The sequence below is a fragment of the Stenotrophomonas sp. 2619 genome, from assembly GCF_040548725.1.
In the GTDB taxonomy this organism is placed as follows: Bacteria; Pseudomonadota; Gammaproteobacteria; order Xanthomonadales; family Xanthomonadaceae; genus Stenotrophomonas; species Stenotrophomonas maltophilia_AP.
In genome coordinates this window covers 60,576-86,967 of sequence record NZ_JBEPSF010000017.1, presented here as the reverse complement: position 1 = coordinate 86,967, position 26,392 = coordinate 60,576, and the positions used below count along the sequence as shown (strand labels likewise).

Sequence of the window (26,392 nt, the reverse complement as noted above, 5' to 3'; positions counted from 1 at the left end):
GGACATTTGCGCCAGGGGCCTACCGGCCGCTGCGGGGCCCTCACGCTCGCGGCAGTCACAAACGGAGCCGCGCCCCGATCCACAACGTCGCCTGGACAACCAAGACGCACGTGCACGGATGCACGTCATCTGCTCCGGCCATTGCAGCAAGACGCTCCCATCCGTGGGGAAAAAACCAAAAAAAAAAGCCCCTGGCTTTCACCAGGGGCTCTTCAAAGATTGGCGGAGCGGACGGGACTCGAACCCGCGACCTCCGGCGTGACAGGCCAGCATTCTAACCAGCTGAACTACCGCTCCGCGCTTGAAACTTTGCAGGCGCTCATTCTATCCGAAGATATTCAGAAAACCTACCCCGAAGACTGCTTTTTTCGAGGATTTCTTTAAAACTGGCGGAGCGGACGGGACTTGAACCCGCGACCTCCGGCGTGACAGGCCAGCATTCTAACCAGCTGAACTACCGCTCCATGTTTTAATTTTTTCAGCCGACCAACGGTCGGCTTTACCGCCTTCCCCGCCACATGCATCGGCGGAGAAAACAAGGCCCCCGATTGCTCAGGGGCCTTTTTGAAACTGGCGGAGCGGACGGGACTTGAACCCGCGACCTCCGGCGTGACAGGCCAGCATTCTAACCAGCTGAACTACCGCTCCAAATCTCAAACTGCTACTGCGGTGCTGTGGTGGGTGCTGAGGGTTTCGAACCCCCGACCCTCTCCGTGTAAAGGAGACGCTCTACCGCTGAGCTAAGCACCCCAGCAAGCCGCTTAGTTTACGGCATCCTTCAGGGCTTTGCCAGCCTTGAACGACGGATTGTTCGATGCAGCGATCTTGATGGTGTCGCCGGTCTTCGGGTTGCGGCCGGTGCGGGCAGCACGCGCGCGAACCTGGAACGTACCGAAGCCCACCAGCGTCACAGCGTCACCGCCCTTCAGGGCCTTGGTGATGGAAGCGATGACGGCATCGACGGCGCGGTTGGACTCGGCCTTGGTCAGGTCGGCGGCCTCGGCAACGGCGTCGATCAATTCGGTCTTGTTCATTCTGTACAGCTCCTTTGGCGGGGATTCCGCATGTTCGACAGTGAAGCATCCGACCCAGACTGCGGCCGGATGCCAGTGAAGTTCTCGATTCGCCGACATCAGTGCGTACTGACTCGCGAGTGGTGCTTTTATACCAGTGCACCCCTACCCGCGCAAGCTGAAAAGCCAATAACGACGCGGGTTTCGGGCATTTCGACAGCACACGTCAATGCTTGACGCGCGTGTTGGAAGCTGTCTTGCTCTTGCCGCGCACTGTGACGCGCGCCCCATCCTTCTTGGCCTTCTTCGGAGTGAGCGGGGTCTCCAGGGCCAGGTCCAGCACTTCTTCGATCCACTTCACCGGGATGATCTTCAGATCACGGGTGACATTGGCCGGGATGTCCGCCAGGTCCTTGCGGTTCTCCTCGGGGATGATCACCGTGGTGATGCCGCCACGCAGCGCGGCCAGCAGCTTCTCCTTCAGCCCGCCGATCGCGGTGACGCGGCCACGCAGGGTGATCTCGCCGGTCATCGCCACTTCGGCGCGGATCGGCACCTTGGTCAGCGTGGACACCAGCGAGGTGACCATCGCGATGCCGGCGCTGGGGCCGTCCTTGGGGGTGCTGCCGTCGGGCACGTGCACGTGCACGTCGTGCTTCTGGAGGAACTCATTGTCGATGCCCAGCCGCTCGGCGCGCGAACGCACCACCGACAGGGCGGCCGAGGCCGATTCCTTCATCACGCTGCCCAGCTGGCCGGTCAGGATCAGCTGGCCCTTGCCCGGGACCAGGGTCGATTCGATCTGCAGCAGGTCGCCGCCCACTTCGGTCCAGGCCAGCCCGGTGACCAGGCCGATCTCGTTCTGCTCCTCGGCGCGACCGAAATCAACCCGGCGCACGCCCAGGTACTTGTCCAGGTTCTTGCCGGTGACCACCACCAGTGCCTTCTTCTTCGCACCGGCCTTCTTGCTGGCTTTGGCCGGCTTGGGCAGCCCGGCGGGGCCGGCCAGGGCGATTTCCTTGACCACCTTGCGGCAGATCTTGGCCACTTCGCGCTCGAGGTTGCGCACGCCCGATTCGCGCGTGTAATAGCGCACGATGTCCTGGATGGCGTCGGCTTCGATCTCCAGTTCCTCCGGCTTCAGGCCGTTGGCCTTGAGCTGCTTGGGCACCAGGTAGCGCATGGCGATGTTGAGCTTTTCATCCTCGGTATAACCGGGGATGCGGATCACTTCCATGCGGTCCAGCAGCGGGCCGGGAATGTTGAGCGAGTTGGAGGTCGCCACGAACATCACTTCGGACAGGTCCAGGTCCACTTCCAGGTAGTGGTCGTTGAACGCGTTGTTCTGCTCGGGATCCAGCACTTCCAGCAGCGCTGACGACGGATCGCCACGGAAGTCCATCGACATCTTGTCGATCTCGTCCAGCACGAACAGCGCGTTCTTGCTGCCCACCTTGTTGAGATTCTGCACGATGCGGCCCGGCATGGAGCCGACGTAGGTGCGACGGTGGCCGCGGATTTCGGCCTCGTCGCGCACGCCGCCCAGGCTCATGCGCACGAACTTGCGGTTGGTCGCCTTGGCAATGGACTGGCCGAGCGAGGTCTTGCCCACGCCGGGCGGGCCGACCAGGCACAGGATCGGGCCCTTCATCTGCTTCACGCGCGACTGCACCGCCAGGTATTCCAGGATGCGGTCCTTGACCTTGTCCAGGCCGAAGTGATCGGCATCCAGCGTGTCCTGCGCGGCCTTGAGGTCCTTGCGCACCTTGGTGCGCTTCTTCCACGGCACGCCCAGCAGCCAGTCCAGGTAGTTGCGCACGACCGCGGCTTCGGCCGACATCGGCGACATCTGCTTGAGCTTGTTGAGCTCGGCCTTGGCCTTGGTTTCCACCGGCTTGGGCATGCCCGCCTCGGCGATCTTGCGGGCCAGTTCGTCCAGCTCGCCGGGCGCGTCATCGAGGTCACCCAGTTCTTTCTGGATGGCCTTCATCTGCTCGTTGAGGTAGTACTCGCGCTGGCTCTTTTCCATCTGCGACTTCACGCGGCCGCGGATGCGCTTTTCCATCTGCTGCACGTCGATTTCGCCGTCGACCAGGCCCACCAGCATTTCCAGCCGGTCGCCGATCTGCAGGGTTTCCAGCAGGCGCTGCTTGTCGGCCAGGCGCACGCTGATGTGCGCGGCGATGGTGTCGGCCAGGCGCGCCGGTTCATCGATGCCGGCCAGGGTCTGCAGCAGTTCCGGCGGCAGCTTGCGGTTGGTTTTGACGTACTGCTCGAACAGCGACATCAGCGACCGGGCGATCGCTTCGATCTCGCGCGGCTCGCGCGACTCGTCCGATTCGATTTCGGTGGCGATGCCCTGCAGCGCGCCGTCGCGCTCGGTGACCTGGGTGACATTGACCCGCGACAGGCCTTCGACCAGCACCTTGATGGTGCCGTCGGGCAGCTTCAGCAGCTGCAGCACCTGGGCCAGCGTGCCGACCTGGTACAGGTCGGCGGCGGTGGGATCGTCGGTCTCGGCCGACTTCTGCGCCAGCAACAGGATGCGCTTGTCCGCCGCCATCGCCTGTTCCAGCGCGTGCATGGACTTGTCGCGGCCGACAAACAGCGGAATGACCATGTGCGGGAACACCACCACGTCACGCAGCGGCAGTACCGGCAGGTCGAGAGTCTCAGTTGGGGAACGGGCCATGTGGGCTCCAGTGGAACAGTGGGGATGGCCTCCGGGCGGCCTCGCCCGGATACAAAAAAAGCCGATGGCCTCGTTATGGGGCCATCGGCTTCTAGATGCAAGCTGTTCTGAAAAACTTCTATCAATTCAATTGCTTGAACCGATTATTCCGCACCCGCGGCCTTCTGTTCAGGGGCCGGCGGGGTCTGGTAGATCAGGTACGGCTCGGACTTGTGCTCGATCACCGATTCATCCACGACAACCTTGCTGACGTTCTCGGCCGACGGCAGGTCGTACATGGTGTCCAGCAGGACCGATTCGACGATGGTCCGCAGGCCACGGGCACCGGTCTTGCGCTTGAGCGCCTTGCGGGCGATCGCGGCCAGGGCGTCGGGGCGGAACTCCAGCTCGACGTGCTCCATCTCGAACAGCTTCTTGAACTGCTTGGTGATGGCGTTCTTCGGCTCGGTCAGGATCCGCACCAGGGCGGCCTCGTCCAGCTCTTCCAGGGTTGCCACCACCGGCAGGCGGCCGACGAACTCGGGGATGAGGCCGAACTTGATCAGGTCTTCCGGCTCGACTTCCGCCAGCACCTTGCCGATTTCCTGCTTGCGCTCGGCGCTCTTGACCTTGGCACCAAAGCCGATGCCGCCCGAATCGTTGGAGCGCGCCTGGATCACCTTGTCCAGCCCGGCAAACGCACCGCCGCAGATGAACAGGATGTTCTTGGTGTCCACCTGCAGGAATTCCTGCTGGGGATGCTTGCGCCCGCCCTGCGGCGGCACGCTGGCCACGGTACCTTCGATCAGCTTCAGCAGGGCCTGCTGGACGCCTTCGCCGGACACGTCACGGGTGATCGACGGGTTCTCACTCTTGCGCGAGATCTTGTCGATTTCATCGATGTAGACGATGCCCTGCTGTGCCTTCTCGACGTCGTAGTCGCACTTCTGCAGCAGCTTCTGGATGATGTTCTCCACGTCCTCGCCCACGTAACCGGCTTCGGTCAGCGTGGTGGCGTCGGCCATGGTGAACGGCACGTTGAGCAGGCGGGCCAGGGTTTCGGCCAGCAGCGTCTTGCCCGAACCGGTCGGGCCGACCAGCAGGATGTTCGACTTGGCCAGTTCGACCTCGTCGTTCTTCTGCCGGCTCTCGATGCGCTTGTAGTGGTTGTACACAGCCACGGCCAGCGTGCGCTTGGCCCGGTTCTGGCCAATCACGTACTGGTCGAGGACCTCGAGGATCTCGCGCGGCTTGGGCAGCGAACTGCGCGCCGACTGGGCCTTTTCCTCGAGTTCTTCACGGATGATGTCGTTGCACAGCTCCACGCACTCATCGCAGATGAACACGCTCGGGCCCGCAATCAGCTTGCGCACCTCATGCTGGCTCTTTCCGCAGAAAGAGCAGTAGAGGATCTTGCCGGTGTCCGTGGAACGACCTTGGCGGTCTTCGCTCATGCTTCGCTTACCCAGTTACCCCACCCGCTGAACGGGGGTTCGATTCGAGAATAACACAGGGTCGGGAGGACACCAGTCCGCCCGACCCTGCGGAAACAAGCCGATTTGCCGGCCTGAATGCGTCATCACGCCGGGGTGATCGACTCTTCCGGACGGCGTTCAAGCACCTGATCGACCAGACCGTAAGCCACCGCGTCGGCGGCGCTCTTGAAGTTGTCGCGCTCGGTATCGCGCGCGATGGTCTCCAGCGACTGGCCGGTGTGCTTGGCCAGCACCTCGTTCAGGCGCGAGCGCAGGGTCAGGATTTCACGGGCATGGATGTCGATATCCGTGGCCTGGCCCTGGAAGCCGCCCAGCGGCTGGTGGATCATCACCCGCGAGTTCGGCAGCGCATAGCGCTTGCCGGCCGCGCCGGATGCCAGCAGCAGCGCGCCCATCGAGGCGGCCTGGCCGACGCAGATGGTGCTCACGTCCGGCTTGATGTACTGCATGGTGTCGTAGATCGCCATGCCGGCGGTGACCACGCCACCGGGCGAGTTGATGTAGATGCTGATGTCCTTTTCCGGGTTGTCCGCTTCCAGGAACAGCAGCTGCGCCACCACCACGTTGGCCATGTGATCGTCGATCGGGCCAACCAGGAAGATCAGGCGCTCTTTCAACAGGCGCGAATAGATGTCATAGGCGCGCTCGCCGCGGCTGGTCTGTTCGACCACCATCGGAACCATGTTCAGGGCTGTGGTTCGGTTGTCCATTAGTGAGGCACCTATTTTGGGGGGAACAACCCCGCGCCGGGGCGCGGGGCGTAAAACGCGGCCGCTTACTGGCGGATCGCGTCCTGGAACGACAGCTTCTCTTCGGTGTGCTGGGCGCGCTCGGCGATCCAGTCGATCACCTGCTCTTCCATCACACGATTCTGCAGCCCACTCATCAGCTGGGGGTCATTGCGGTACATCTCAATGACCTGCTCCGGCTCTTCGTAGGTGGAGGCGATCAGGCGCATGGTTTCATTCAGGCGCTTGGGGTCCAGGCGCAGGTCGTTCTTGCGGGCCACTTCGCCCACCAGCAGGCCGACCAGCACGCGCTTGGCGGCGGCGTCCTTGAAGCCTTCATGGGCATCGGCCGGGATTTCGCCCGGGTTGCGGCCGCTGCGGCGGATCTGCTCGATCTGCTGGCCCAGCATGGCACGGGCTTCGTTCTCGACCAGGCGCGGCGGCATTTCGACCGACGCGTAGGCGGCGATCAGCTGCTCGCCCACTTCGCGGCGCAGGCGGTTCATCAGGGCGCCCTTCAGCTCGCGCTCCAGGTTGGCGCGGATGTCCTTGCGGAACTGCTCCACGTCGCCGCCCTTCACGCCGAAGCTCTTGATGAAGTCTTCATCCACGTCCGGCAGCACCGGGGCGGAGACGTCCACGGCCTTGACGGTGACCTTGACCTGCTTGCCGGCCAGGGCCGGCACGCGCCAGTCGGCCGGGAATTCGACGTCCAGGGTCTTTTCTTCACCCGTGGTCATGCCCACCAGGCCCTGCTCGATCTGCTCGAACATCATGCCCTGGCCGACGATCACGCTGCCCTTTTCGCTGCCCTCGGCCGGCAGGCGCTCATCGCCCGCCTGGGAGAAGGTTTCCAGCGCGACCAGGTCGCCTTCCTGCGCGCCACGGGTGACCGGGCTCCAGCTGCGGCGCTGTTCGCGCAGGTTGGTGATCATCTGGTCGATGTCGGCATCGCTGATCTCGGCGCTGTGGCGCACCACGGTCAGCTTGCTGACGTCCACGTCGCCGAAGTCCGGAATCAGCTCGACAGTGGCCACGAAGGAGAATTCGCCTTCCTCGCCCTTGTCGATGCGCGGGGTGCCGGCAATGCGCAGCTCGTGCTCACGCAGGGCGGCATCGAAGGTCTCACGCAGCAGGCCGTCGACGGCTTCGCTGCGGACCTGCTGGCCGAAACGCTGTTCGATCACCTTGGCCGGGATCTTGCCCGGGCGGAAGCCCTTGATCCGCGCGGTGCGGGCGATTTCGCCCAGACGGCCACTGATGTGGGTCTGCAGGCGGTCTTCCGGCAGCGAGAAGGTCAGGCGGCGTTCCAGATTGCCAGTGGATTCGATCGAAGCTTGCATGTTGACTCCTGCCACCGGCGGCAACGCCCCCGGCACGATGTGATGGATGGAACGGGTTTAGAACGCGGGGTCGTTGACGCGCATGCCCGCCGCAGCCCTGTAGTTTCGCCGATAACGGCCAGCGCCGCCAGCGCGGGCCGGGCGCGGCCGTGAAGGCGCACCGGGGCAGCATGCCGCCGTCTCCCGGGATCCGGGACGTGCCCATCGTCATGGTGCCGGCCAGCGCCGGGAATGGGATGGTGCGAAAGGGGGGACTCGAACCCCCACGCCTTGCGGCACTGGAACCTAAATCCAGGGCGTCTACCAATTCCGCCACTTTCGCGAGCAGATGCTCAGCCCACCATTGTTGCAGGGCTGGAGGCAAAGAAAAAGCGTTGCCGGCGCCACCGGGCAGGCGGCGCGCCACGCATTCAGGAATTTTGACGGCCCGGCGGCGCGGCCTGCCCCGGTGGGAACAGCCCGCCGGGGAAGGCAGCGATGGCAGGACACCCGCGACGAAGCTGACGGGGTATCAATGCCGAGGGGGGCCGTGGGGTCGATCCACGGGATGGGCGGTGGTGGGTGGCAGCGGGGCCGGCTCAGTCGGTTGGCACGGCCTGGGCGGGCTGGACGTCACCGTCTGCAAGGTCGGTACGCAGCACGGTCTGTGCGTAGGGATTGGCCGGTGCATCTGCCACCGGAATGGCCGGCACGAATGTGCCCGGTGCCCTGTCATGGCGAATTACCGTGGTGGCGTACTGCGCCTGGACGTCGCGCGGCGCGGGGTGCGGCGGCGCATCGGCGGCCAGCGCCGTACCGGCGCAGGCGATCAGCATGAGCCCGGCAAAGGGGAAAAGCGTCATCGTTGCTCACCTCGAACAGGCGCCGTTGGCGCGGTACGTCGAGTGAAACGTGGCTGGCAAGCGCAGACCGTGCGCGGCGTTGCAGGTTGAGACATCGCCATGACGTGTTCGGCGCGGCGGCGGCGGGATGTCATGTCACCACCGTGCGCGATGACGCCTCTGGCGCGCGCGGGCATAGTGCCGAGCGTGGCGCGGCACTACCGGGACCGGTGGCACCCGAACGTCAGGCAAGAAAAAAGCCACCTGGATGACCAGGTGGCTTTCGTCTTGGTGGGCTGTCAAGGATTCGAACCTTGGACCTATTGATTAAGAGTCAACTGCTCTACCAACTGAGCTAACAGCCCGAAAATCGGGAGGCGAATTATGCTGGATTTCCCACAGGGGATGCAAGCACTTTTTCTAAACGAATGAGAAACACCCGCCGACGGTAGAGCCGGGCTCTGCCTGGCTGGCGCGCAGCGGATCCCACCAACGGCCGCGTCGCGATCCTGCCTGGTGGCGCATGGTTACCGAGCGTGGCGCGGCACTACCGGGGGCGCATCACGCGAACGCCAGGCAAGAAAAAAGCCACCTGGATAACCAGGTGGCTTCTGTCTTGGTGGGGTAGCTGCCGCGCATTCGCGCCGCAGCCCCACGTCTTGCTACGCAACACGCGGGCCCCTCTCACCACCCCCCATATCCCCGCGGCTTCGCCGCGCCCCCTTGACTCAAGGGGGCTCTTCTCCAGTCGGCATCACGCGAACGCCAGGCAAGAAAAAAGCCACCTGGATAACCAGGTGGCTTCTGTCTTGGTGGGCTGTCAAGGATTCGAACCTTGGACCTATTGATTAAGAGTCAACTGCTCTACCAACTGAGCTAACAGCCCCGAAAACTCAGACGCACATTGTAGCGGGTGTGTCGTCTTTTGCAACCCTGATTCACTTTCGGCGAACCAGTTTCAAATCATTGGGGTGGCTGAGGGGACTCGAACCCCCGACCTCCGGAATCACAATCCGGAACTCTAACCAACTGAGCTACAGCCACCACTGAAACCTTTGCTTCCTGACGCATGCACCCGATGGTGCGCCCGACAGGAATCGAACCTGTAACCGCCGGCTTAGAAGGCCGGTGCTCTATCCAGTTGAGCTACGGGCGCCCTGGCTGGATTATCGCATTTCAATCCTGTTTTGAGCAGGCTTGGTCGGGGTAGAGGGATTCGAACCCCCGACATCCTGCTCCCAAAGCAGGCGCGCTACCAGACTGCGCTATACCCCGGCGGTTCATCCCTCGAGGTTCCCCCCGAAAGAGTCGGCTATTGTGGGAATGTGCGCGGCATCTGTCAACGGTTTTTTCACGTTGTCGTGCATGCCCCGATCCGGCAACAGCGTATCGGCTATTCTCGGCACAGCGGCCGGATAGTCGGCACCCTACCCTTCAAGGAGATTGGCAATGCGCAGCGGCAACCCCGCACTTTCCGAATCGACGTTCCTCGACCTGGCCAGCGGCTCGGTGGTGACGTCGCCCGATCAGGTGATGACCATCAATGGCACCGTCAACAAGACCGGCGTGCTGTTGCTGCTGACCGTGCTGACCGCAGCATTCGCGTGGAGCCAGGCCATCGACGCCTCCGGGCTGCCCACCTCCAGCGCCATGCTGTACGCGATGGGCGGTGCAATCGGCGGCCTGGTGCTGGCGCTGGTGACGGTGTTCAAGAAGGAATGGTCGCCGGTGACCGCGCCGATGTACGCGCTGGTCGAAGGCCTGTTCCTGGGCTCGATTTCGGCCCTGTTCAACGCCAAGTTCCCGGGCATCGTGATGCAGGCGGTGATGCTCACCTTCGGCACCCTGTTCGTGATGCTGGCCGCTTACCGCAGCGGGCTGATCAAGGTCACCGAGAACTTCAAGCTCGGCGTGGTCGCCGCCACCGGCGGCATCGCGCTGCTGTACCTGGCCTCGTTCGTGCTGGGCTTCTTCAACATCAACATCCCGATGATCCATGAAGGCGGCTGGGTCGGTATTGCCTTCAGCCTGTTCGTGGTGGTGGTGGCCGCGCTGAACCTGGTGCTGGATTTCGACTTCATCGATACCGGTGCCGAAGCACGCGCACCGAAGTACATGGAGTGGTACGGCGCGTTCGGCCTGATGGTGACGCTGGTGTGGCTGTACGTGGAATTCCTGCGCCTGCTGTCGAAGATCCAGCAGCGCTGATTCACCGCCAGGGAAACACCAAAGGGCGCCTTCGGGCGCCCTTTTTCATGCGCCGGCGTGGCGGGCCAGCAGCGTGGGCAGTGCCGAGGCCAGCAGCGCCACGCCCGAGGCGGTCAGCAGGCCCAGCACGATCTGACGGAAGCGCGCTTCGCTGATGCCGATGTAGAGACGGGCGCCCAGCAGCGTCGGCACCAGCATGGCCGGCGCGACGATGGCGAAGTACGGCAGCATCTGCCGGGTGACCACGCCACTGCCCAGGTACACGCCCATGGTGACCAGCAGCATGGACAGGTTGAAGTTCTGGATGACCGCGCGCTGCTCGTCCTTGCCGAAGCCACGCAACGTGGCCCAGAGCGTTGGCACCGGCCCGGCGAAGCCACCGATGCCACTGAGCACGCCGCCGGCCATGCCGGCCACCGCGTCGCCGAGGCGCCCACCGACGGTGATCGGCGGCAGTGAACGCGCCATCAGCATCACCGGGCACCACAGCGCCAGAAACCCGCCGAGCAGCGCCTTGAACCACGCCATGTCCAGGTGCGGCAACACCGCCACGCCCAGCGGAATGCCGGCCAGGCCCCCCAGCACGAACGGCAGCAGCAGCCGCAGGTTGAAACCACGGCGCACCGTGAACACCGCCAGCAACTGGCCCACCAGCGCGCCGAACACCGCCAATGTGGCCGCCAGCCGCGGGTCCAGGGTCCATGCCCAGAACGACATCGCCACCATGCCGAACGCAAAGCCCGACAGGCCCTGCACGAATCCCGCCACGATCGCGCCCAGCGCGACCACCAGATACACCGACTCCATTCACGCGTCCCGTTGCTGGGCGACCGCTAAGCAGCCGCGCTGACCAGCCCAGCGTAATGCGCAGCCAGGTAGTCCACCAGCGCGCGCACTTTCGGTGCCAGCGAACGGGCGTGCGGGTACAGCGCGAAATAGCGGCGCTCACCGGCATGCCACCCGGGCAGCACGCGGATCAGGCGGCCGGCGCGCAGGTCCTCCTGCACCGTCAATGCGGTGAACAGGCTGATGCCCATGCCGGCCTGCACGGCGGCATACAGGGCGGGCGTTGCATCCACGCGCAGCCGTTGTCCGGCCTCCACGCTGGCCTGCGCAGCACGCGGCCCCTGCAGGTGCCACGGGGTGCTGGCCGCGCCGGGCTGGAACGCCAGCAGCGTATGCGCCTGCAGATCCGCCACGTGGCGCGGCAGGCCGTGCCGGGCCAGGTAGGCCGGTGCGGCGACCAGGATGCGCGGGCAGCACGCCAGTTCGCGTGCCACCAGTTGGCTGTCGGGCAAGGCGGCGGCAATGCGCAGGGCCATGTCGAAACCGCCACCGACCAGATCCACCAGCTGGTCGTCGGCGCACAGGTCCAGCGACACCTGCGGATAGCGGGCCAGGAAGCCGGGTAACCAGTGGGGCAGCTCCTGGCTTGCGACCACCTGCGGCACACTGATGCGCACCCGGCCACTCGGCGCTGCCTGCACGGCGCGGGCGCGGTCGTCGGCCAGTTCCAGCCGCTCCAGCAGGGCCACGGCGTCGCGGTAATAGTCGCGGCCGGCCTCGGTGAGCGACAGCCGCCGGGTGGTGCGATCCAGCAACCGGACCTGCAGGTGCTCTTCCAGCTGCCGCAACTGCCGCGACATGGACGAGTGGGTGGTTCCCTGCCGCTCGGCGGCGGCACTGAAGCTGCCGGCCTCGACGATGGCGCGCAGCGCGCGCAGGGCGGCGAAGTGGTCCATCGACAGGCAGCTCCAGGTGGGGGGCGGGACCGCGGTTGCGGGCCCCGCCAGCTTATCAAGCGCCGGTCCCGGCCTCGCGCACCGGCAGGGCCAGGATTGCGTCGGTGGTCATGACCTCGCCGAATGCGTCCTGGATCTGCGCCAGGGAGGCCTCGTGCAGTGCGCGGTGGCCGATGCGCGTGCCGTCGGCCAGATCCAGGTCACGGCTGGCACTGGCATCGGACACCACGAGGACGCGATAGCCGCGCGGCGCGGCCGCCGCGTCGCGGGCGGCGCCGACGACGCAGGCATGGGTCTGCAGGCCGGTGATGATCAAGGTGTCGATGCCGGCGTCCTTGAGTACCTTGTCCAACACCGGAGCGGAGGCGCCGGCGAACACGCTGACGTTGTCCTTCGCAATGACGGCTTCACCACGGCGCGGCTGCATGTCGCGATGGAAGGCGGCGTTGACGCTGCCCTGCGCGAACAGCGGCGCGCCCGCCGGCAGCACATGCTGCACATGGATGACACCGATGCCGTGGGCATCGGCGAAGTCGACCACGCGGCGGGTCTGGCGCAGCGCGGCCACGCCGTCGGGAATGACCATGCGGCCCCCGGCAAAGCCTGCCGCGGCCTGGGTATCGAAGTATTCGTTCTGGACATCGATCACCAGCACGGCGGTCCTGGCGGCGTCGAGCGTGGCCACTGCCGGGGCACCGGCCAGGTGGCGGATGGTGGGATGGGCGGGTTCGGCGACGGCGACCGGGGCGGTGGCGGCCATGCCAGCCAGGCTGGCGAGGCCGAAGGCGGTGGGGTTCATCGTGGTGCTCCTGCGCGTTGAAAGTGGGCACAGGATGCTGCGCCCGCCACGCACGAACCAGCCCTTCTATCGCACATCATTTGCGCACAACTCGCACAAGTTAGCCGATGGCTGCGGCGACTCGGCCAGCGCCGCCGCCCCAACGCAACGGGGCGCCCGAAGGCGCCCCGTTGTGGACTCTGCCGATGTCGACCGACCGCTTACAGGCGGCTGGCGATGGCCTGGGCGAAGCCCATGGTGTTGCCGGTGCCGCCGAGGTCGCCGGTCAGCGAATCCTTGGCTTCCAGGGTGGCGACGATGGCCTTGCGCAGGCGCTCGGCGTTGTCGGTCTGGCCGACGTGGTCCAGCATCTGCGCGGCCGCCAGCAGCAGCGCGCATGGATTGGCCTTGCCCTGGCCGGCGATGTCCGGCGCGGTGCCGTGCACGGCTTCGAAGATGGCCGCGTTCTCACCGATGTTGGCACCCGGGGCCAGGCCCAGGCCGCCCACCAGACCGGCGCACAGGTCGGAGATGATGTCGCCGAACAGGTTGGTGGTGACGATGATGTCGAACTGTTCCGGACGCATCACCAGCTGCATGCAGCAGTTGTCGACGATCATTTCCTGGAACTCGATCTCCGGGTACTTGGCCGCCACTTCGCGCGCCACGGCCAGGAACAGGCCCGAGGTCGACTTGATGATGTTGGCCTTGTGCACGGCGGTGACCTTCTTGCGGCCGGTGCTGCGGGCCAGCTCGAAGGCGTAGCGCACGATGCGCTCGGAGCCCTTGCGGGTGATGCGGGTACCGGAGAAGGCGGTCTCGCCGTCGGCCGACACTTCCTGGCCTTCGGCCAGGTAGGCGCCTTCGGTGTTCTCACGCACGGTGATCAGGTCCACGCCGTCGCCGAAGCGCGACTTGGTGTTCGGGAACGAGACGGCCGGACGCACGTTGGCGTACAGGTCGAAATGACGACGCAGGCTGACGTTGATCGAGGTGAAGCCGCCGCCGACCGGGGTGGTCAGCGGGCTCTTCAGGGCGATCTTGTTGCGTGCGATCGATTCCAGCGTGGAAGCGGGCATCAGGTCGCCGTGCTTTTCCAGCGCGACCAGGCCGGCGTCGGCGTCTTCGTATTCAAAGCCGGTGTCCAGCTTGCCGAGCACGAACAGGGTAGCGTCCATGATCTCCGGGCCGATGCCGTCACCGCGGATGACCGTGATTTTCTGCGTCATTGATGTGTATTCCGAACCGAGGGGGAGCGCCGTCCGTCAGCTACGCGGAGCACGGGCGCAAGGGAAGTTTCATCGGCAATTATGCCTGAGCCGCCCAACGGACCCAAATCCGCCATTGGTGGTAGCCACCGACCGTTGGTCGGTGGGCACGTTATATCGAACATGAACGGATACCCACCGCCGCGTCGCCGGCGTCACCCGGAGCCAGGGCCGCACCGCGGCCCCGCCCTCAATGCTCGTGAACCGCCGGCGCTGCGGCACCGCCTTCGAGCTGGTCCAGGAAATCGACCGCGCGGCGCAGGTGCGGAATCACGATGGAACCGCCGACCACCAGGCCCACCGAGAAGGTCTCGAAGAATTCCTCGCGGGTCACCCCGGCGTCCTTGCACTGGGCCACGTGGTAGCTGATGCAGTCATCGCAGCGCAGCACCATCGAGGCGACCAGGCCCAGCAGCTCCTTGGTCTTCACATCCAGCGCGCCGGCCTGGTAGGTCTGGGTGTCCAGCGCGAAGAAGCGGCGGACCACCTGGTTGGGCTCGCCCAGGATGCGCTGGTTCATGCGCTGGCGGAATTCGGTGAACTCGGCGATGCGGTCCTTGCTGCCGTCGTCGGCCGCGCTCACGCCTGGCCCTCGCCGGCCAGCAGCGGTTCCAGCTTGCCGGCCCTGTGCAGCGCCATCATGTCGTCATAGCCGCCCACGTGGACCTCGCCGACGAAGATCTGCGGCACGCTGGTGCGGCGCGTCTTGGCCATCATCTTGTCGCGCTCGACCGGGTCCAGGTCGATCCGCACTTCGGTCCAGTCGCGCCCTTTGCTCTTCAGGAAGTTCTTGGCGGCCACGCAGTAGGGGCAGACAGCGGTGGAATAGATGGTGATGGCGGGGGCCCCACCCGGGTTGGACGCAACATCTTGGCTCACGGGAAACTCCACGGACAAACGAGTGTCTGTATATGGTAGCTGGCCGCTGGTTTTTCCATGTCATGACCGCAACACTGTGGATTAACCGCAGATTGGCATGGAGCCTGTCACGCTGCCGCCTGGTCCCCCGCCCTGCCCGTCCTGGAGCTTCGATTGCGCCCTCTGCTGCTCTCCGCCGCGCTCACCCTCGCCCTGGCCGCGCCGTTGGCCTCGGCCCAGGACAGCAAGCTGCCGGACATCGGCTCGTCGGCCGGTGAGCTGCTGACCCCGGCCCGCCAGGCCGAGTACGGCGGGATGATGCTGCGCGAGCTGCGCAACTACGGGTTCCTGCTGGACGACCCGCTGGTGGACGACTGGCTGCAGAATATCGGCACCCGGCTGGGCTCCAACAGTGCCCAGCCGCGCCAGTCCTACACGTTCTTCATGCTCAAGGACCGCCAGATCAACGCCTTCGCCACGCTGGGCGGCTACGTGGGGGTGAACGCGGGCCTGGTGCTGACCGCCGAGCGTGAGGACGAGGTGGCCGCGGTGCTGTCCCACGAGATCGCCCATGTCACCCAGCAGCACGTGCTGCGCGGGGTGGAGCGCGCCCAGCGCGACCAGATCCCGATCCTGCTGGGCATGCTGGCCGCGGTGGTGGCCGCGCAGCAGGCCGGCGGCAGCTCCTCCGGCGATGCGACCATGGCCGCGATCACCTCGGGCATGGGCCTGATGCAGCAGCGCCAGATCAACTACACCCGCAGCAACGAATCCGAAGCCGACCGCCTGGGCATCCGCACCCTGGCCCGCAGCGGCTACGACGTGGATGCGATGGCCGGCTTCTTCGAACGCATGTCCGCCTCGATGCGCGGCAACGCCGGCGGCTACTCGGTGCCCGACTTCCTGCAGACCCACCCGGTCAATACCACCCGCATCAGCGAGGCCAAGGCCCGCGCCGAGCAGATGAAGAAGGACACCGTGCTGCTGACCACCGAGGTTCCCGGCGGGGTCCGCCAGGAACGGGTGAACCCTTCCGACCCGGCGCTGTCCGACCCGATCGTGCGGCGCGGCAACCCGCTGCTGCCGGCCTCGATGCAGCTGTCGGTGAATGCCCTCAGCCGGGGCGCCAGCGGCCAGTTCGAGTGGGCGCGCGAACGCCTGCGCGTGCTCAGCGCCGACACCCCCGGCGACGTGGTGCGCGAGTACGAAAACCTGCAGCGCGCGCAGAAGGACGGCTTGAGCCCGGCGCAGCGCTACGGCCTGGCCCTGGCGCGGCTGCGCAACAGCGGCGCCGCCCAGGCCCGTACCGACCTGGCGGCGCTGCTGGGCGACCACCCCGACAACCTGTGGGTCGCGGTAGCACTGGGGCAGGCCGAGTCGCGCGCCGGCCAGCCCGCCCAGGCCAACGCCCGCTTCGAGACGCTGCTGCGCCAGCACCCCGGCAGCCGCCCGGTGGCGCTGACCTACGCCGAAATCCTCAACGAGCAGGGCGGCCGCGAGGCCGGCCAGCGCGCACAGGCCATGCTGCGTCCGCTGCTGTCGCAAAGCGGCAATGATCCGGTATTCCAGCTGCGGTACGCCCGGGCCAGCGAACTGGCCGGCGACACCGTGCGGGCCAGCGAGGCTTACGCGGAGGCGGCCTACCTGAACGGCCGGCCGGAGCAGGCCCTGATCCAGCTGCAGGCCCTGAAGAAGCAGCCCGGCCTGGACTACGTGGGCCGCGCGCGGGTGGATGCACGCATCGAGAGCATCACCCCGACCGTGCTCGAAATGCGCCGCCAGGGCGTCCGCGACCCGGAGCTGGAACGGCGCTGAGCCCGTGGCGGCGCGGTCGCCAGATGACCACCGCATGGCAATCGGCATCGATCGCCGCCCAGGTCGTCACAAACATGTCATGAAACCGTAGTCTACTGGGCTCAATCCCGGTCTGATAAGCAATACGGTGCGCACGTGCAGAAACGCATTCTGATCGTCGATGACGAACCCGCGATCCGCGAAATGGTCGCCTTCGCCCTCCGCAAGGGCGACTACGACCCCATCCATGCCGGTGATGCGCGCGAAGCGCAGACGGCGATCGCCGATCGCGTCCCCGACCTGATCCTGCTGGACTGGATGCTTCCGGGCACCAGTGGGCTGGACCTGGCCCGTCGCTGGCGCAAGGAGGCCCTCACCCGCGAGGTGCCGATCATCATGCTGACCGCCCGCGGCGAAGAGAACGACCGCGTCGGCGGCCTGGAAGCCGGTGTCGACGATTACGTGGTCAAGCCGTTCTCGGCCCGCGAACTGCTGGCCCGGATCCGCGCGGTGATGCGCCGCGCCCGCGACGATGACGAGGACGGCAGCGTGGCGGTCGGTTCGATCCGCATCGACGGCGCCGCCCACCGCGTGTTCGCCGGCGACCAGCCGGTGCCGATCGGCCCCACCGAATACCGCCTGCTGCACTTCTTCATGACCCACCCCGAGCGCGTCTACACCCGCGCCCAGTTGCTGGACCATGTGTGGGGCGGCAGCGTGTACGTGGAGGAGCGCACCATCGACGTGCACATCCGCCGGCTGCGCAAGACGCTGGAACCGTTCGCGGCGGAAAACATGGTGCAGACCGTGCGCGGCGCCGGCTACCGCTTCTCCACTTCGACCTGATCACCGCCTGCCTTCTGCTACGCTCGGGCTGCTCCAGCAGCGGGGCAGAGCCCCGCTCTACGATTCGGCGGGGCAACGTTCCGCTCTACGCTTCGGCAGCGGGGCAGAGCCCCGCTCTACGCTTCGGCAGCGGGGCAGAGCCCCGCTCTACGTTTCGGCAGCGGGGCAGAGCCCCCGCTTTACGTTTCGGGAGCGGGGCAGAGTCCCGCTGCATGCTGGAGCAGCGCCCCGCTTTTCCCCGGATCACGCCGGGGAACGCACCTTCCGCGAGACCGCAATGCCGCGCCACATCCGTTCTGCCTGGTTGAAGACACTGGCCACCCTCGCCCTGCTGCTGCTCGCCGCCGGCGTGCTGGGGCTGCTCACCGGCCATGTGTGGATGTGCATCGCGCTGGCCTCCATCGGCGCACTGGCCTGGCATTACTGGCGGCTGCGCCGGGTGTTGCGCCGGCTGACCGCCCGGCAGCGCTGGGACATGGGCGGCGGCAACGGCGTGTGGAACGAACTGGACCGCCTGCTGTACCGCAACCAGCTGGAAATGCGCACGCGCAAGCGGCGCCTGCTGGACATGCTGCGCAGCTACCGCGCCGCCGCCGCCGCCCTGCCCGACGCGGTGGTGGTGGTGGACCGCAACAGCCAGCGCGTGCAGTGGTTCAACGAAGCAGCCACCTCGCTGCTGGGCCTGCACCATCCCGGTGACCTGGGCGAGGCCCTGGTCGAGCGCCTGCAGCCGATGCCGCTGGCCCACTGGCTGGCCGGCGGGCGCAATGCCGAACCGATCCTGGACGTGCCCTCCCCGGTCGACCCGGCGATCCGGCTCAACCTGCGCCTGATTCCCTACTCGCCCGACTACTGGCTGCTGATCGCCCGCGATGTGAGCAAGCTGCTGCGGCTGGAACAGGTGCGCCGCGACTTCGTGGCCAATGTGTCGCACGAACTGCGCACGCCGCTGACCGTGGTGCACGGCTACCTGGACATGATGGAGCCGGAGGACTTCCCCGGTACCGGCCCGATGCTGGAAGAGATGCGCAAGCAGTCCCAGCGCATGGCCCAGCTGGTGGAGGACCTGCTGACCCTGTCGCGGCTGGAATCGCAGGAACATACCGAAGAAGAAACCGTGGCGATGGCGCCGATGCTGGCCACGCTGCGCCGTGAGGCTGAAGCGCACAGCCAGGGCCGCCACCAGATCAGCGTGATCGACAGTGCCGGGGTCGACCTGCAGGGCTCCAACAAGGAACTGCACAGCGCCTTCTCCAACCTGGTCACCAACGCGGTGCGCTACACCCCGGCCGGTGGCCGGGTCGAAGTCGAGCTGGCGCGCGAGGGCCAGGGCGTGGTGCTCAGCGTGCGCGACACCGGCTATGGCATCCCCGCCACGCACCTGCCGCGCCTGACCGAGCGGTTCTACCGGGTGTCCAGCAGCCGTTCGCGCGAAAGCGGCGGCACCGGCCTGGGCCTGTCGATCGTCAAGCACATCCTGGGCCTGCACCATGCGCGCCTGGAGATCCAGAGCGAGGTCGGCAAGGGCAGCGTGTTTGCGTGCCACTTCGATGCCGACCACGTCCGCGAACGCGCCGACGCGGCCTCCCTTTCCTCTTCCGAAGACCTTTCCGCATGAGCACTCTCGTTCCCATCGCCGTGCCTGTGGACAACGATCCACTGCGTGACCCGGCGCTGTACATCAACCGCGAGCTGTCGCAGCTGGATTTCAACTTCCGCGTGCTGGCCCAGGCGATGGACACCCAGGTGCCGCTGCTGGAGCGGCTGCGCTTCATGTGCATTTCCTGCACCAACCTGGACGAGTTCTTCGAGATCCGCGCCGCCGCGGTCCGCCATGCACAGGAGTTCGGCCTGCCGCCGGCCCCGGATGGCATGACCCCGCAGGCGATTCTCAACGCCATCCATGACCGCGCCGCACAGCTGGTGGACCAGCAGTACCGCTGCTGGAATGAAACCCTGCGCCCGGCGCTGCACGAGGCCGGTATCGACGTGCTTGGCCGGCACTCCTGGAACCACCGCCAGAAGCGCTGGCTGCGCGCCTATTTCCGCAACGAGATCATGCCGGTGCTGTCGCCGCTGGGGCTGGATCCGTCGCACCCGTTCCCGAAGATCCTCAACAAGTCGCTGAACATCGTGGTGGTGCTCAAGGGCACCGATGCGTTCGGCCGCGCCGGCCACCTGGCCATCGTGCGCGCGCCGCGTTCGCTGCCACGCATCATCCAGCTGCCGGAAAAGCTCGGCGGCGCCCAGACCTATGTGTTCCTGTCCTCGGTGCTGTCGACCTTCGTCGATGAACTGTTCCCGGGCATGGAAGTCCAGGGGGCCTACCAGTTCCGCGTGACCCGCAATTCCGAACTGGTGGTGGACGAGGAAGAGGTCGAGAACCTGGCGCTGGCACTGCGCGACGAGCTGGTCGACCGCGGCTACCGGCCGGCGGTGCGGCTGGAGATCGCGCAGGACTGCCCGCGCGACATCGTGCGCACGCTGCTGCAGAACTTCGGCCTGACCGAAAATGCGGTGTATCGCATCGACGGGCCGGTCAACCTCAACCGCGTGATCCAGCTGTACGACCTGCTGGCCCGCCCGGAACTGAAGTACCCCACCCTCAGCCCGCGCGTGCTGCGCGATGGCGACGGCATCTTCGACGTGGTGGCGCGCAAGGACGTGCTGCTGCACCATCCGTTCGATGCGTTCACTCCGGTGCTGGACCTGATCAAGCAGGCCGCGGTGGATCCCAACGCGCTGGCGATCAAGCAGACGCTGTACCGCACCGGCAAGGATTCGCAGATTGTCGACGCGTTGATCCAGGCCGCGCGCAACGGCAAGGACGTCACCGTGGTGGTGGAACTGCGCGCGCGCTTCGACGAAGAAGCCAACCTGGGCCTGGCCGACCGCCTGCAGGAAGCCGGCGTGCAGGTGGTGTACGGCGTGGTGGGCTACAAGACCCACGCCAAGATGCTGCTGATCGTGCGCCGCGAGGGCCGCAAGCTGCGCCGTTACGTGCACCTGGGCACCGGCAATTACCACAGCGGCACCGCGCGCGCGTATACCGACCTGAGCCTGATCACCGCGGACCCGGACATCGGCAACGACGTGCACCTGCTGTTCCAGCAGTTGTCCGGCCTGGCCCCGCGCACCAAGCTCAAGCGCCTGCTGCAATCGCCGTTCACCCTGCACCCGGGCCTGTTGCAGCGGATCGAACGCGAGACCCGCCTGGCCACCAGTGGTCGTCCGGGCCGGATCATCGCCAAGATGAACGCCCTCAACGAGCCGCAGGTGATCCGTGCGCTGTATGCCGCCTCGCAGGCCGGCGTGCAGATCGACCTGATCGTGCGCGGCGCCTGCACGCTGCGCCCGGGCGTGCCCGGGGTGTCGGACAACATCCGGGTGCGGTCGATCGTCGGCCGCTTCCTGGAGCACAGCCGTGTTTACTGGTTCGGCAACGATGGCGCCGCCGAGCTCTACTGCGCCAGCGCGGACTGGCTGGAGCGCAACCTGCTGCGCCGGGTGGAAACCTGCTTCCCGATCCTGGACCCGGAGCTGGCGCGCAAGGTCTACCGCGACGTGCTGCAGAACTACCTGGACGACAACCTCAACGCGTGGCAGCTGCAGGCCGACGGCAGCTACCTGAAGTGCACCCCCGGCCACGACGAACCGCCGCACGCGGCGCAGATGGCGTTGATGCAGGGGCTGTAGGGACCGACCGTTGGTCGGTACGCCTCGAGTACGTTGGTCGGACCGCCCGCGTGCCGACCGACGGTCGGCACCGGTACCCCCTTCGATGCGACCGGTCGTCGCAGCCTGCCCATGTGAAGGGCGCGCGGTGACTTCGCGACCCACCCTTCGGCTAACATTCGCAAATGCCGCATACCTCCACGACTCCGCCCGCCCTGCAGGATGGCGACCTGCTCGCCGCCATCGACCTGGGTTCCAACAGTTTCCACATGGTCATCGCGCGCTACACGCTCGGGCAGTTGCGGGTGGTCGACCGCCTGCGCGAAACCGTGCGCATGGCCGATGGCCTGGATGGCAAGGGCGGCCTGTCCGCCGAAGCGCGCCAGCGCGCGCTGGAATGCCTGGCGCGGTTTGGCCAGCGCATCCGCGCGATTCCCTCGGTCCGGGTGCGTGCGCTGGCCACCAACACCGTGCGCCAGCTGCGCTCGCCGCAGGCCTTCCTGATGCCGGCCGAGACCGCGCTCGGGCATGCCATCGAAGTGGTCAGCGGCCGCGAAGAGGCCCGCCTGATCTACCTGGGCGTGGCCCACGCGCAACCGCCCAAGCCGGACCAGCGCCGGCTGGTGATCGACATCGGCGGCGGCTCCACCGAATTCATCATCGGCCAGGGCATGCAGACCCTGGAGCGGGAAAGCCTGCAGGCCGGCTGCATCGCCAGCACGCGCCGGTTCTTCCCGGGGGGCAAGCTCAGCCGCAAGCGCTGGAAGGACGCACTGACCGAGATCGGCGCGGAGTTCCAGCAGTTCGCCAACAAGTACCGGGCGCTGGGCTGGCACGAAGCGCTGGGCTCGTCGGGCACGCACAAGGCGATCAGCGAGATCTGCGCCACCATGAAGCTGAGCAAGGGCGCGATCACCGCCGAAGCCCTGCCGCAGCTGCGCGATGAGCTGCTCAAGGCCAAGCGCATCGAAGACATCAACCTGCCCGGACTGTCGGCCGACCGCCGGCCGATCATCGCCGGCGGCATCCTGGTGCTGGAGGCGGCCTTCCAGGCGCTGGGCCTGCAGAAGCTGCTGGTCAGCAAGGCGGCCATGCGCGAAGGCATCCTGTACGACATTCTGGGCCGCGCCAGCGAAAACGACCTGCGCGACGAATCGGTAGCCGCGCTGACCCTGCGCTACGGCATCGACATCGTGCAGGCCGACCGCGTCGAGCACACCGCGATGAACCTGCTGGCCCAGGTCGAAGACAGCTGGGCGCTGGACCCCGACGACGCGCGCATGCTCGGCTGGGCCGCGCGCCTGCACGAGCTGGGCCTGATGATCGCCCACAGCGGTTACCACGTGCACGGCAGCTACGTGCTGGAGAACTCGGACATCGCCGGCTTCTCCCGGCAGGAACAGCAGCTGTTGGCCGCGCTGGTGCGCAGCCACCGCCGCAATATCTCCAAGTCGGCGTTCGAGGCGCTGCCCGAGCGCCTGCTGCAACCGGCGCGGCGCATGACCGCACTGCTGCGGCTGGCGGTGCTGCTCAACCGGGCCCACGAAGAAACCCCGATGCCCGCGCTGGAACTGACCGCCGACGACACCCGGCTGTCGCTGATCCTGCCCCAGGCCTACATCGACGCGCGGCCGCTGCTGCGCGCCGACCTGATCGGCGAAACCGAGGGCATGGCCGGGCTGGGCGTGCAGTTCCGGCCGTTCGTGGCCTGAGTTCACCGGCCCGCGCAGCCGCGCGGGCCACCTCCCTGCGCCGTTAGTGCCGCGTGGCGTACCCGGCGGCGGCGATCCCACCTTGCCCCCTTCCGCTGCCCGCCCACACCCCCGGCAGGCGCCGCACCGTCGTGTCTGTTTGCGGGCCGGTCCCACCGCCGTGTGCGGCGCCGGTTTGCGCGGGAACCATGCCGCATTGCATCAAATTGCTACATTTCGACACATTGCGATACGAAGTAGCCGCTGAACCGCCACGACAAGTCATTGCTTCTCTTGCAGTTTTGTCTCGCTCGTTAGAAGTCCGTGAGAATTTCTTCCCGGACTATTTACAAAGTATTAACGACCGAGACTATGATCAAGGAACCGGCCTTCACACGGTCGGATTTTTGGGGACGCGGGAACTTGGGCCCGCCGACTCTTTTTGATCCAGTTCCAAACGAGAGAGAGAGCCACATGAATTCACGCACCAACGTACTGGGGCAGGCGATCCGCTATGCCCTGGTCGCCGGCACCGCAGGCCTGATGGCCGCCCCGGCGATGGCACAGGACGCGCCGGCAGCTACCAACCTTGACCGTATCGAGATCACCGGTTCGCGCATCCGCCAGGTCGACGTGGAAACCGCCCAGCCGGTGCTGGCCCTGACCCGCATGGACATCGAGCGCCAGGGCTTCAGCTCGGTCTCGGACATCCTGCAGAACGTCACCGCGATGGGCAGCCCGACGATCAGCCGCGCCAACGTGCTGACCGCCGGTGAAAATGCCGGCGGTACCTACGTCGACATGCGCGGCCTGGGCACCCAGCGCACGCTGGTGCTGATCAACGGTCGCCGCCTGGGCATCAGCACCTCCGGCTACCAGGACCTCTCGGTCCTGCCGGTGTCTGCGATCGAGCGCGTCGAGATCCTGAAGGACGGCGCCTCGGCCATTTACGGCTCCGACGCCATGGCCGGCGTGGTCAACATCATCACCCGCAGCAACGTCAACGGCGTGACCGCCAACGTGTACCACGGCCAGTTCAGCGAAGGCGACGGCGCGCGTGACCGCTTCGACGTGGTTGCCGGCTGGTCCAACGATCGCCTCTCGGCCACGTTTGCCGCCGAGCATTCGGAAGAAAAGGCCGTGTGGGCGCGTGACCGCGGCTTCAGCCAGTACAGCAACACCGACCGCCACCCGACCGAAGGCTGGACCACCACCAGCCAGTGGGGCCAGTTCACCGGCCTGAAGGGCGGCCCGGGCTGCACCAAGGCTGCCGGGTGCGACTACTCGCTCAACCGTGGCGCCGATCCGACCAAGCCGGGCAACTACCACCTGACCAACCCGGCCGCGTTCACCGGCGACACCAGCAACACCAACGATCAGATGCACCTGAGCTATCCGATCAAGCGTGATTCGGTGTTCTTCTCCGGCCAGGCCGACATCACCGAGAACATCCGCTTCAAGACCGAACTCGGTTACAACAAGCGTGAGTCGACCCGCGTCACCGCCGGCTACCCGCTGGCCTCCAGCGCGCTGGGTGCCAACAACGTCGGCAACATGTCGATCGACAGCTACTTCAATCCGTTCGGCAACAAGAACGGCTACGCTGCCCCGACCGCGATGCAGTGGAACCGTCGTACCTGGGAACTGCCGCGTACCAGCACCAGCGAGCTGAAGACCTACCGCGCCGTGGCCTCCTTTGAGGGCTCGTTCGACCTGGGCGAGCGCTACTTCGATTGGGAAGTGGGCTACCAGTACAGCAAGAACGAGCTGACCCAGCACACCACCGGCAACCTGCACAAGCAGCGCGTCATTGATGCGGTCGGCCCGTCGTACCTGAACACCGCGACCGGCAAGGTCGAGTGCGGCAGCGCGGCAGCTCCGAAGGCCAACTGCATGGTGTGGAACCCGCTGGTGCCGTACGGCGTGCAGGACCCGTACGGCCTGGACGGCAACCAAGCGCTGCAGGATTGGCTGTTCCCGGAAGAGAACGCCACCGGTCAGACCTCGACCAAGAACTGGTTCGCCAACCTCAGCGGCAGTGCGTTCACCCTGCCGGCGGGCGATGTGGGCTTCGCCTTCGGCCTGGAAAACCGCGAAGAAAACGGCAAGTTCATCCCCGATGCGCTCGCCCAGACCGGCGCGACCACCAACCTGGCCGCTGGCCCGACCGGTGGCGCGTACAAGGTCAAGGAAGCGTACCTGGAAGTGAACGTGCCGGTGCTGGCCGACCTGCCGTTCGCCAAGGAGCTGAGCTTCAGCGCCGCGACGCGCTACTCGGACTACAACACCTTCGGTGACACCCTCAACAGCAAGTTCGGCTTCAAGTGGCGTCCGCTGGACCAGCTGCTGGTGCGTGGTACCTGGGCCGAGGGCTTCCGCGCCCCGACCATCAACGACCTGTTCGGTGGCGGTTCGGAAACGTTCGCAACCTTCACCGATCCGTGCGACAGCGTGTACGGCTCGGCCAAGAGCAGCAGCAGCGTGCGTGCCCGTTGTGCGCAGGACATCGCCAACGTCGCCAGCTTCCGTCAGCTCGATTCGACCCGTCAGCCCACCACCGGTTCGAGCGCGGCCACGCCGGTTCCGTTCACCTCCGGCTCGAACCCGGACCTGCTGCCGGAAACCTCGACCAGCAAGACGCTGGGCGTGGTCTGGAGCCCCACCTTCATCAGCAACTTCAATGTGTCGCTGGACTGGTGGAAGATCCGCATCGACAACACGATCGTCTCCGACAGCCCGAATCAGATCCTGATCGACTGCTACGAGCAGAACATCGAGTCGCGTTGCGCCCGCTTCACGCGTGATCCGGTCACCGGCATCGTCACCGGCCTGAAGTTCGGCAACCGCAATGCCGGTTTCGCCGAGACCGAAGGCTACGACATGGACGTGAGCTACCGTCTGGATACCGACTACGGCAAGCTGAGCACCTCCTGGTCCACCACGTACGTCAGCTCGAACATCTACCGTTCGTCCAACGATGCGGCGACCGTGCCGACCACCATCAACGGCATCGCCGCCAACACCGGCATCGGCTTCCGCGTGCGTTCCAACGCCACCGTGGGCTGGGACCTGGAGAACTTCGGCGTCAGCTGGAGCGCGCGTTACTACTCCGGTGTGAAGGAGCAGTGCCTGAGCCTGCCGAACCATCCGGACGAGTGCTCCGATCCGGGCGTGTACGCTCCGTGGTACAAGGGCGCACGCAACTACAACGAGCGTGGCTCGGTTACCTTCCACGACGTGCAGGCCCGCTACAAGCTGCCGTGGAACGCCACCGTGTCGATCGGCGCCAACAACGTGTTCAACCGTCTCGGCCCGGTGATGTACACCAAGCCGAACTCGGTGTACTCGTACTACGGCGGTTTCGACATCGGTCGCTTCGTGTACATGCAGTACAAGCAGCAGTTCTGATCGCTGCCCGGTAATACCGCAACACCCAACCACGGCCCTTCGGGGCCGTGGT

Annotated in this window: 19 protein-coding genes and 10 tRNA genes; 7 read left to right on the top strand and 22 right to left on the bottom strand. The window is 66.2% G+C overall.

Translation table 11 applies throughout. The annotated features are described in order from the left end of the window. Window positions 1-220: 220 nt before the first annotated feature. The 16 genes from ABIA71_RS16660 to ABIA71_RS16585 all read right to left on the bottom strand — a co-directional run bounded on the left by ABIA71_RS16660 (window position 221) and on the right by ABIA71_RS16585 (window position 9,347). Window positions 221-297, bottom strand: a tRNA-Asp gene (locus ABIA71_RS16660). 90 nt (window positions 298-387) lie between these two features. After that, a tRNA-Asp gene (locus ABIA71_RS16655) sits at window positions 388-464 on the bottom strand. 107 nt (window positions 465-571) lie between these two features. Continuing rightward, window positions 572-648, bottom strand: a tRNA-Asp gene (locus ABIA71_RS16650). Window positions 649-675: 27 nt separating this feature from the next. After that, window positions 676-750, bottom strand: a tRNA-Val gene (locus tag ABIA71_RS16645). A gap of 11 nt (window positions 751-761) precedes the next feature. Continuing rightward, window positions 762-1,034 (bottom strand): non-specific DNA-binding protein Hbs, encoded by a 273-nt coding sequence (gene hbs, locus ABIA71_RS16640; RefSeq protein ID WP_038690141.1) that lies wholly within the window; start codon window positions 1,032-1,034, stop codon window positions 762-764. Between the two features lie 205 nt (window positions 1,035-1,239). Further along, entirely contained in the window at window positions 1,240-3,705 is a 2,466-nt protein-coding gene (lon, locus tag ABIA71_RS16635; protein ID WP_354286642.1) for an endopeptidase La, read from the bottom strand. 143 nt (window positions 3,706-3,848) lie between these two features. Continuing rightward, window positions 3,849-5,138, bottom strand: coding sequence for an ATP-dependent Clp protease ATP-binding subunit ClpX (gene clpX, locus ABIA71_RS16630; RefSeq protein ID WP_038690151.1), 1,290 nt, complete (start codon window positions 5,136-5,138; stop codon window positions 3,849-3,851). Between the two features lie 125 nt (window positions 5,139-5,263). Beyond that, window positions 5,264-5,890 (bottom strand): ATP-dependent Clp endopeptidase proteolytic subunit ClpP, encoded by a 627-nt coding sequence (gene clpP / locus ABIA71_RS16625; RefSeq protein ID WP_038690153.1) that lies wholly within the window; start codon window positions 5,888-5,890, stop codon window positions 5,264-5,266. 65 nt (window positions 5,891-5,955) lie between these two features. Then, the gene (gene tig / locus ABIA71_RS16620; RefSeq protein WP_354286640.1) at window positions 5,956-7,251 is read right to left on the bottom strand and encodes a trigger factor; all 1,296 of its coding nucleotides are present in this window, start codon (window positions 7,249-7,251) and stop codon (window positions 5,956-5,958) included. 237 nt (window positions 7,252-7,488) lie between these two features. Beyond that, window positions 7,489-7,573: transfer RNA gene (locus ABIA71_RS16615), tRNA-Leu, on the bottom strand. A gap of 256 nt (window positions 7,574-7,829) precedes the next feature. Then, the gene (locus ABIA71_RS16610) at window positions 7,830-8,093 is read right to left on the bottom strand and encodes a hypothetical protein (RefSeq protein WP_354286638.1); all 264 of its coding nucleotides are present in this window, start codon (window positions 8,091-8,093) and stop codon (window positions 7,830-7,832) included. A gap of 268 nt (window positions 8,094-8,361) precedes the next feature. After that, a tRNA-Lys gene (locus ABIA71_RS16605) sits at window positions 8,362-8,437 on the bottom strand. Between the two features lie 445 nt (window positions 8,438-8,882). Next, window positions 8,883-8,958: transfer RNA gene (locus ABIA71_RS16600), tRNA-Lys, on the bottom strand. Window positions 8,959-9,039: 81 nt separating this feature from the next. After that, a tRNA-His gene (locus tag ABIA71_RS16595) sits at window positions 9,040-9,116 on the bottom strand. Window positions 9,117-9,151: 35 nt separating this feature from the next. After that, window positions 9,152-9,228 (bottom strand) — tRNA-Arg (locus ABIA71_RS16590). A gap of 42 nt (window positions 9,229-9,270) precedes the next feature. Further along, window positions 9,271-9,347: transfer RNA gene (locus ABIA71_RS16585), tRNA-Pro, on the bottom strand. A 174-nt stretch (window positions 9,348-9,521) separates the two neighbouring features. Here ABIA71_RS16585 and ABIA71_RS16580 point away from each other — a divergent pair. After that, window positions 9,522-10,280, top strand: coding sequence for a Bax inhibitor-1/YccA family protein (locus ABIA71_RS16580; protein ID WP_354286636.1), 759 nt, complete (start codon window positions 9,522-9,524; stop codon window positions 10,278-10,280). A gap of 45 nt (window positions 10,281-10,325) precedes the next feature. Here ABIA71_RS16580 and ABIA71_RS16575 read toward each other — a convergent pair whose 3' ends face one another. From ABIA71_RS16575 to grxC, 6 genes are all read right to left on the bottom strand, one after another. After that, a complete protein-coding gene (locus ABIA71_RS16575) occupies window positions 10,326-11,087 on the bottom strand; it encodes a sulfite exporter TauE/SafE family protein (RefSeq protein WP_354286635.1) in 762 nt (253 codons plus the stop codon). Between the two features lie 26 nt (window positions 11,088-11,113). Beyond that, window positions 11,114-12,022, bottom strand: a complete 909-nt coding sequence (locus tag ABIA71_RS16570; protein WP_354286634.1) for a LysR family transcriptional regulator — start codon at window positions 12,020-12,022, stop codon at window positions 11,114-11,116. A 55-nt stretch (window positions 12,023-12,077) separates the two neighbouring features. Continuing rightward, window positions 12,078-12,821: a cysteine hydrolase family protein gene (locus tag ABIA71_RS16565; protein ID WP_354286632.1), complete on the bottom strand. Its 744-nt coding sequence runs from the start codon at window positions 12,819-12,821 to the stop codon at window positions 12,078-12,080. Window positions 12,822-13,021: 200 nt separating this feature from the next. Beyond that, window positions 13,022-14,029: an isocitrate dehydrogenase gene (locus ABIA71_RS16560; RefSeq protein WP_256776272.1), complete on the bottom strand. Its 1,008-nt coding sequence runs from the start codon at window positions 14,027-14,029 to the stop codon at window positions 13,022-13,024. A 229-nt stretch (window positions 14,030-14,258) separates the two neighbouring features. Then, window positions 14,259-14,651 carry a carboxymuconolactone decarboxylase family protein gene (locus tag ABIA71_RS16555; RefSeq protein WP_038690172.1) on the bottom strand — a complete coding sequence of 131 codons (393 nt, stop codon included), beginning with the start codon at window positions 14,649-14,651 and terminating at the stop codon, window positions 14,259-14,261. Beyond that, window positions 14,648-14,947 carry a glutaredoxin 3 gene (gene grxC, locus ABIA71_RS16550; RefSeq protein ID WP_137190923.1) on the bottom strand — a complete coding sequence of 100 codons (300 nt, stop codon included), beginning with the start codon at window positions 14,945-14,947 and terminating at the stop codon, window positions 14,648-14,650. Before grxC ends, ABIA71_RS16555 begins: the two co-directional genes overlap by 4 nt. Before the next feature lie 153 nt (window positions 14,948-15,100). On the opposite strand from grxC, the gene ABIA71_RS16545 reads away from it, so the two are divergent. The 6 genes from ABIA71_RS16545 (at window position 15,101) to ABIA71_RS16520 (ending at window position 26,340) form a co-directional block, all read left to right on the top strand. Next, entirely contained in the window at window positions 15,101-16,741 is a 1,641-nt protein-coding gene (locus ABIA71_RS16545; RefSeq protein ID WP_354286630.1) for a M48 family metalloprotease, read from the top strand. Window positions 16,742-16,876: 135 nt separating this feature from the next. Then, complete coding sequence (gene phoB / locus ABIA71_RS16540) at window positions 16,877-17,566, top strand: phosphate regulon transcriptional regulator PhoB (RefSeq protein WP_038690178.1); 690 nt, start codon at window positions 16,877-16,879, stop codon at window positions 17,564-17,566. Window positions 17,567-17,843: 277 nt separating this feature from the next. Beyond that, the gene (phoR, locus tag ABIA71_RS16535) at window positions 17,844-19,184 is read left to right on the top strand and encodes a phosphate regulon sensor histidine kinase PhoR (RefSeq protein WP_038690180.1); all 1,341 of its coding nucleotides are present in this window, start codon (window positions 17,844-17,846) and stop codon (window positions 19,182-19,184) included. Then, window positions 19,181-21,262 (top strand): polyphosphate kinase 1, encoded by a 2,082-nt coding sequence (ppk1, locus tag ABIA71_RS16530; protein WP_354286627.1) that lies wholly within the window; start codon window positions 19,181-19,183, stop codon window positions 21,260-21,262. Before phoR ends, ppk1 begins: the two co-directional genes overlap by 4 nt. 164 nt (window positions 21,263-21,426) lie before the next feature. Further along, on the top strand, window positions 21,427-22,953 hold the full coding sequence (ppx, locus tag ABIA71_RS16525) for an exopolyphosphatase (protein ID WP_354286625.1): 1,527 nt from the start codon (window positions 21,427-21,429) through the stop codon (window positions 22,951-22,953). Window positions 22,954-23,406: 453 nt separating this feature from the next. Next, on the top strand, window positions 23,407-26,340 hold the full coding sequence (locus ABIA71_RS16520) for a TonB-dependent receptor domain-containing protein (RefSeq protein ID WP_354286623.1): 2,934 nt from the start codon (window positions 23,407-23,409) through the stop codon (window positions 26,338-26,340). Window positions 26,341-26,392: the final 52 nt, after the last annotated feature.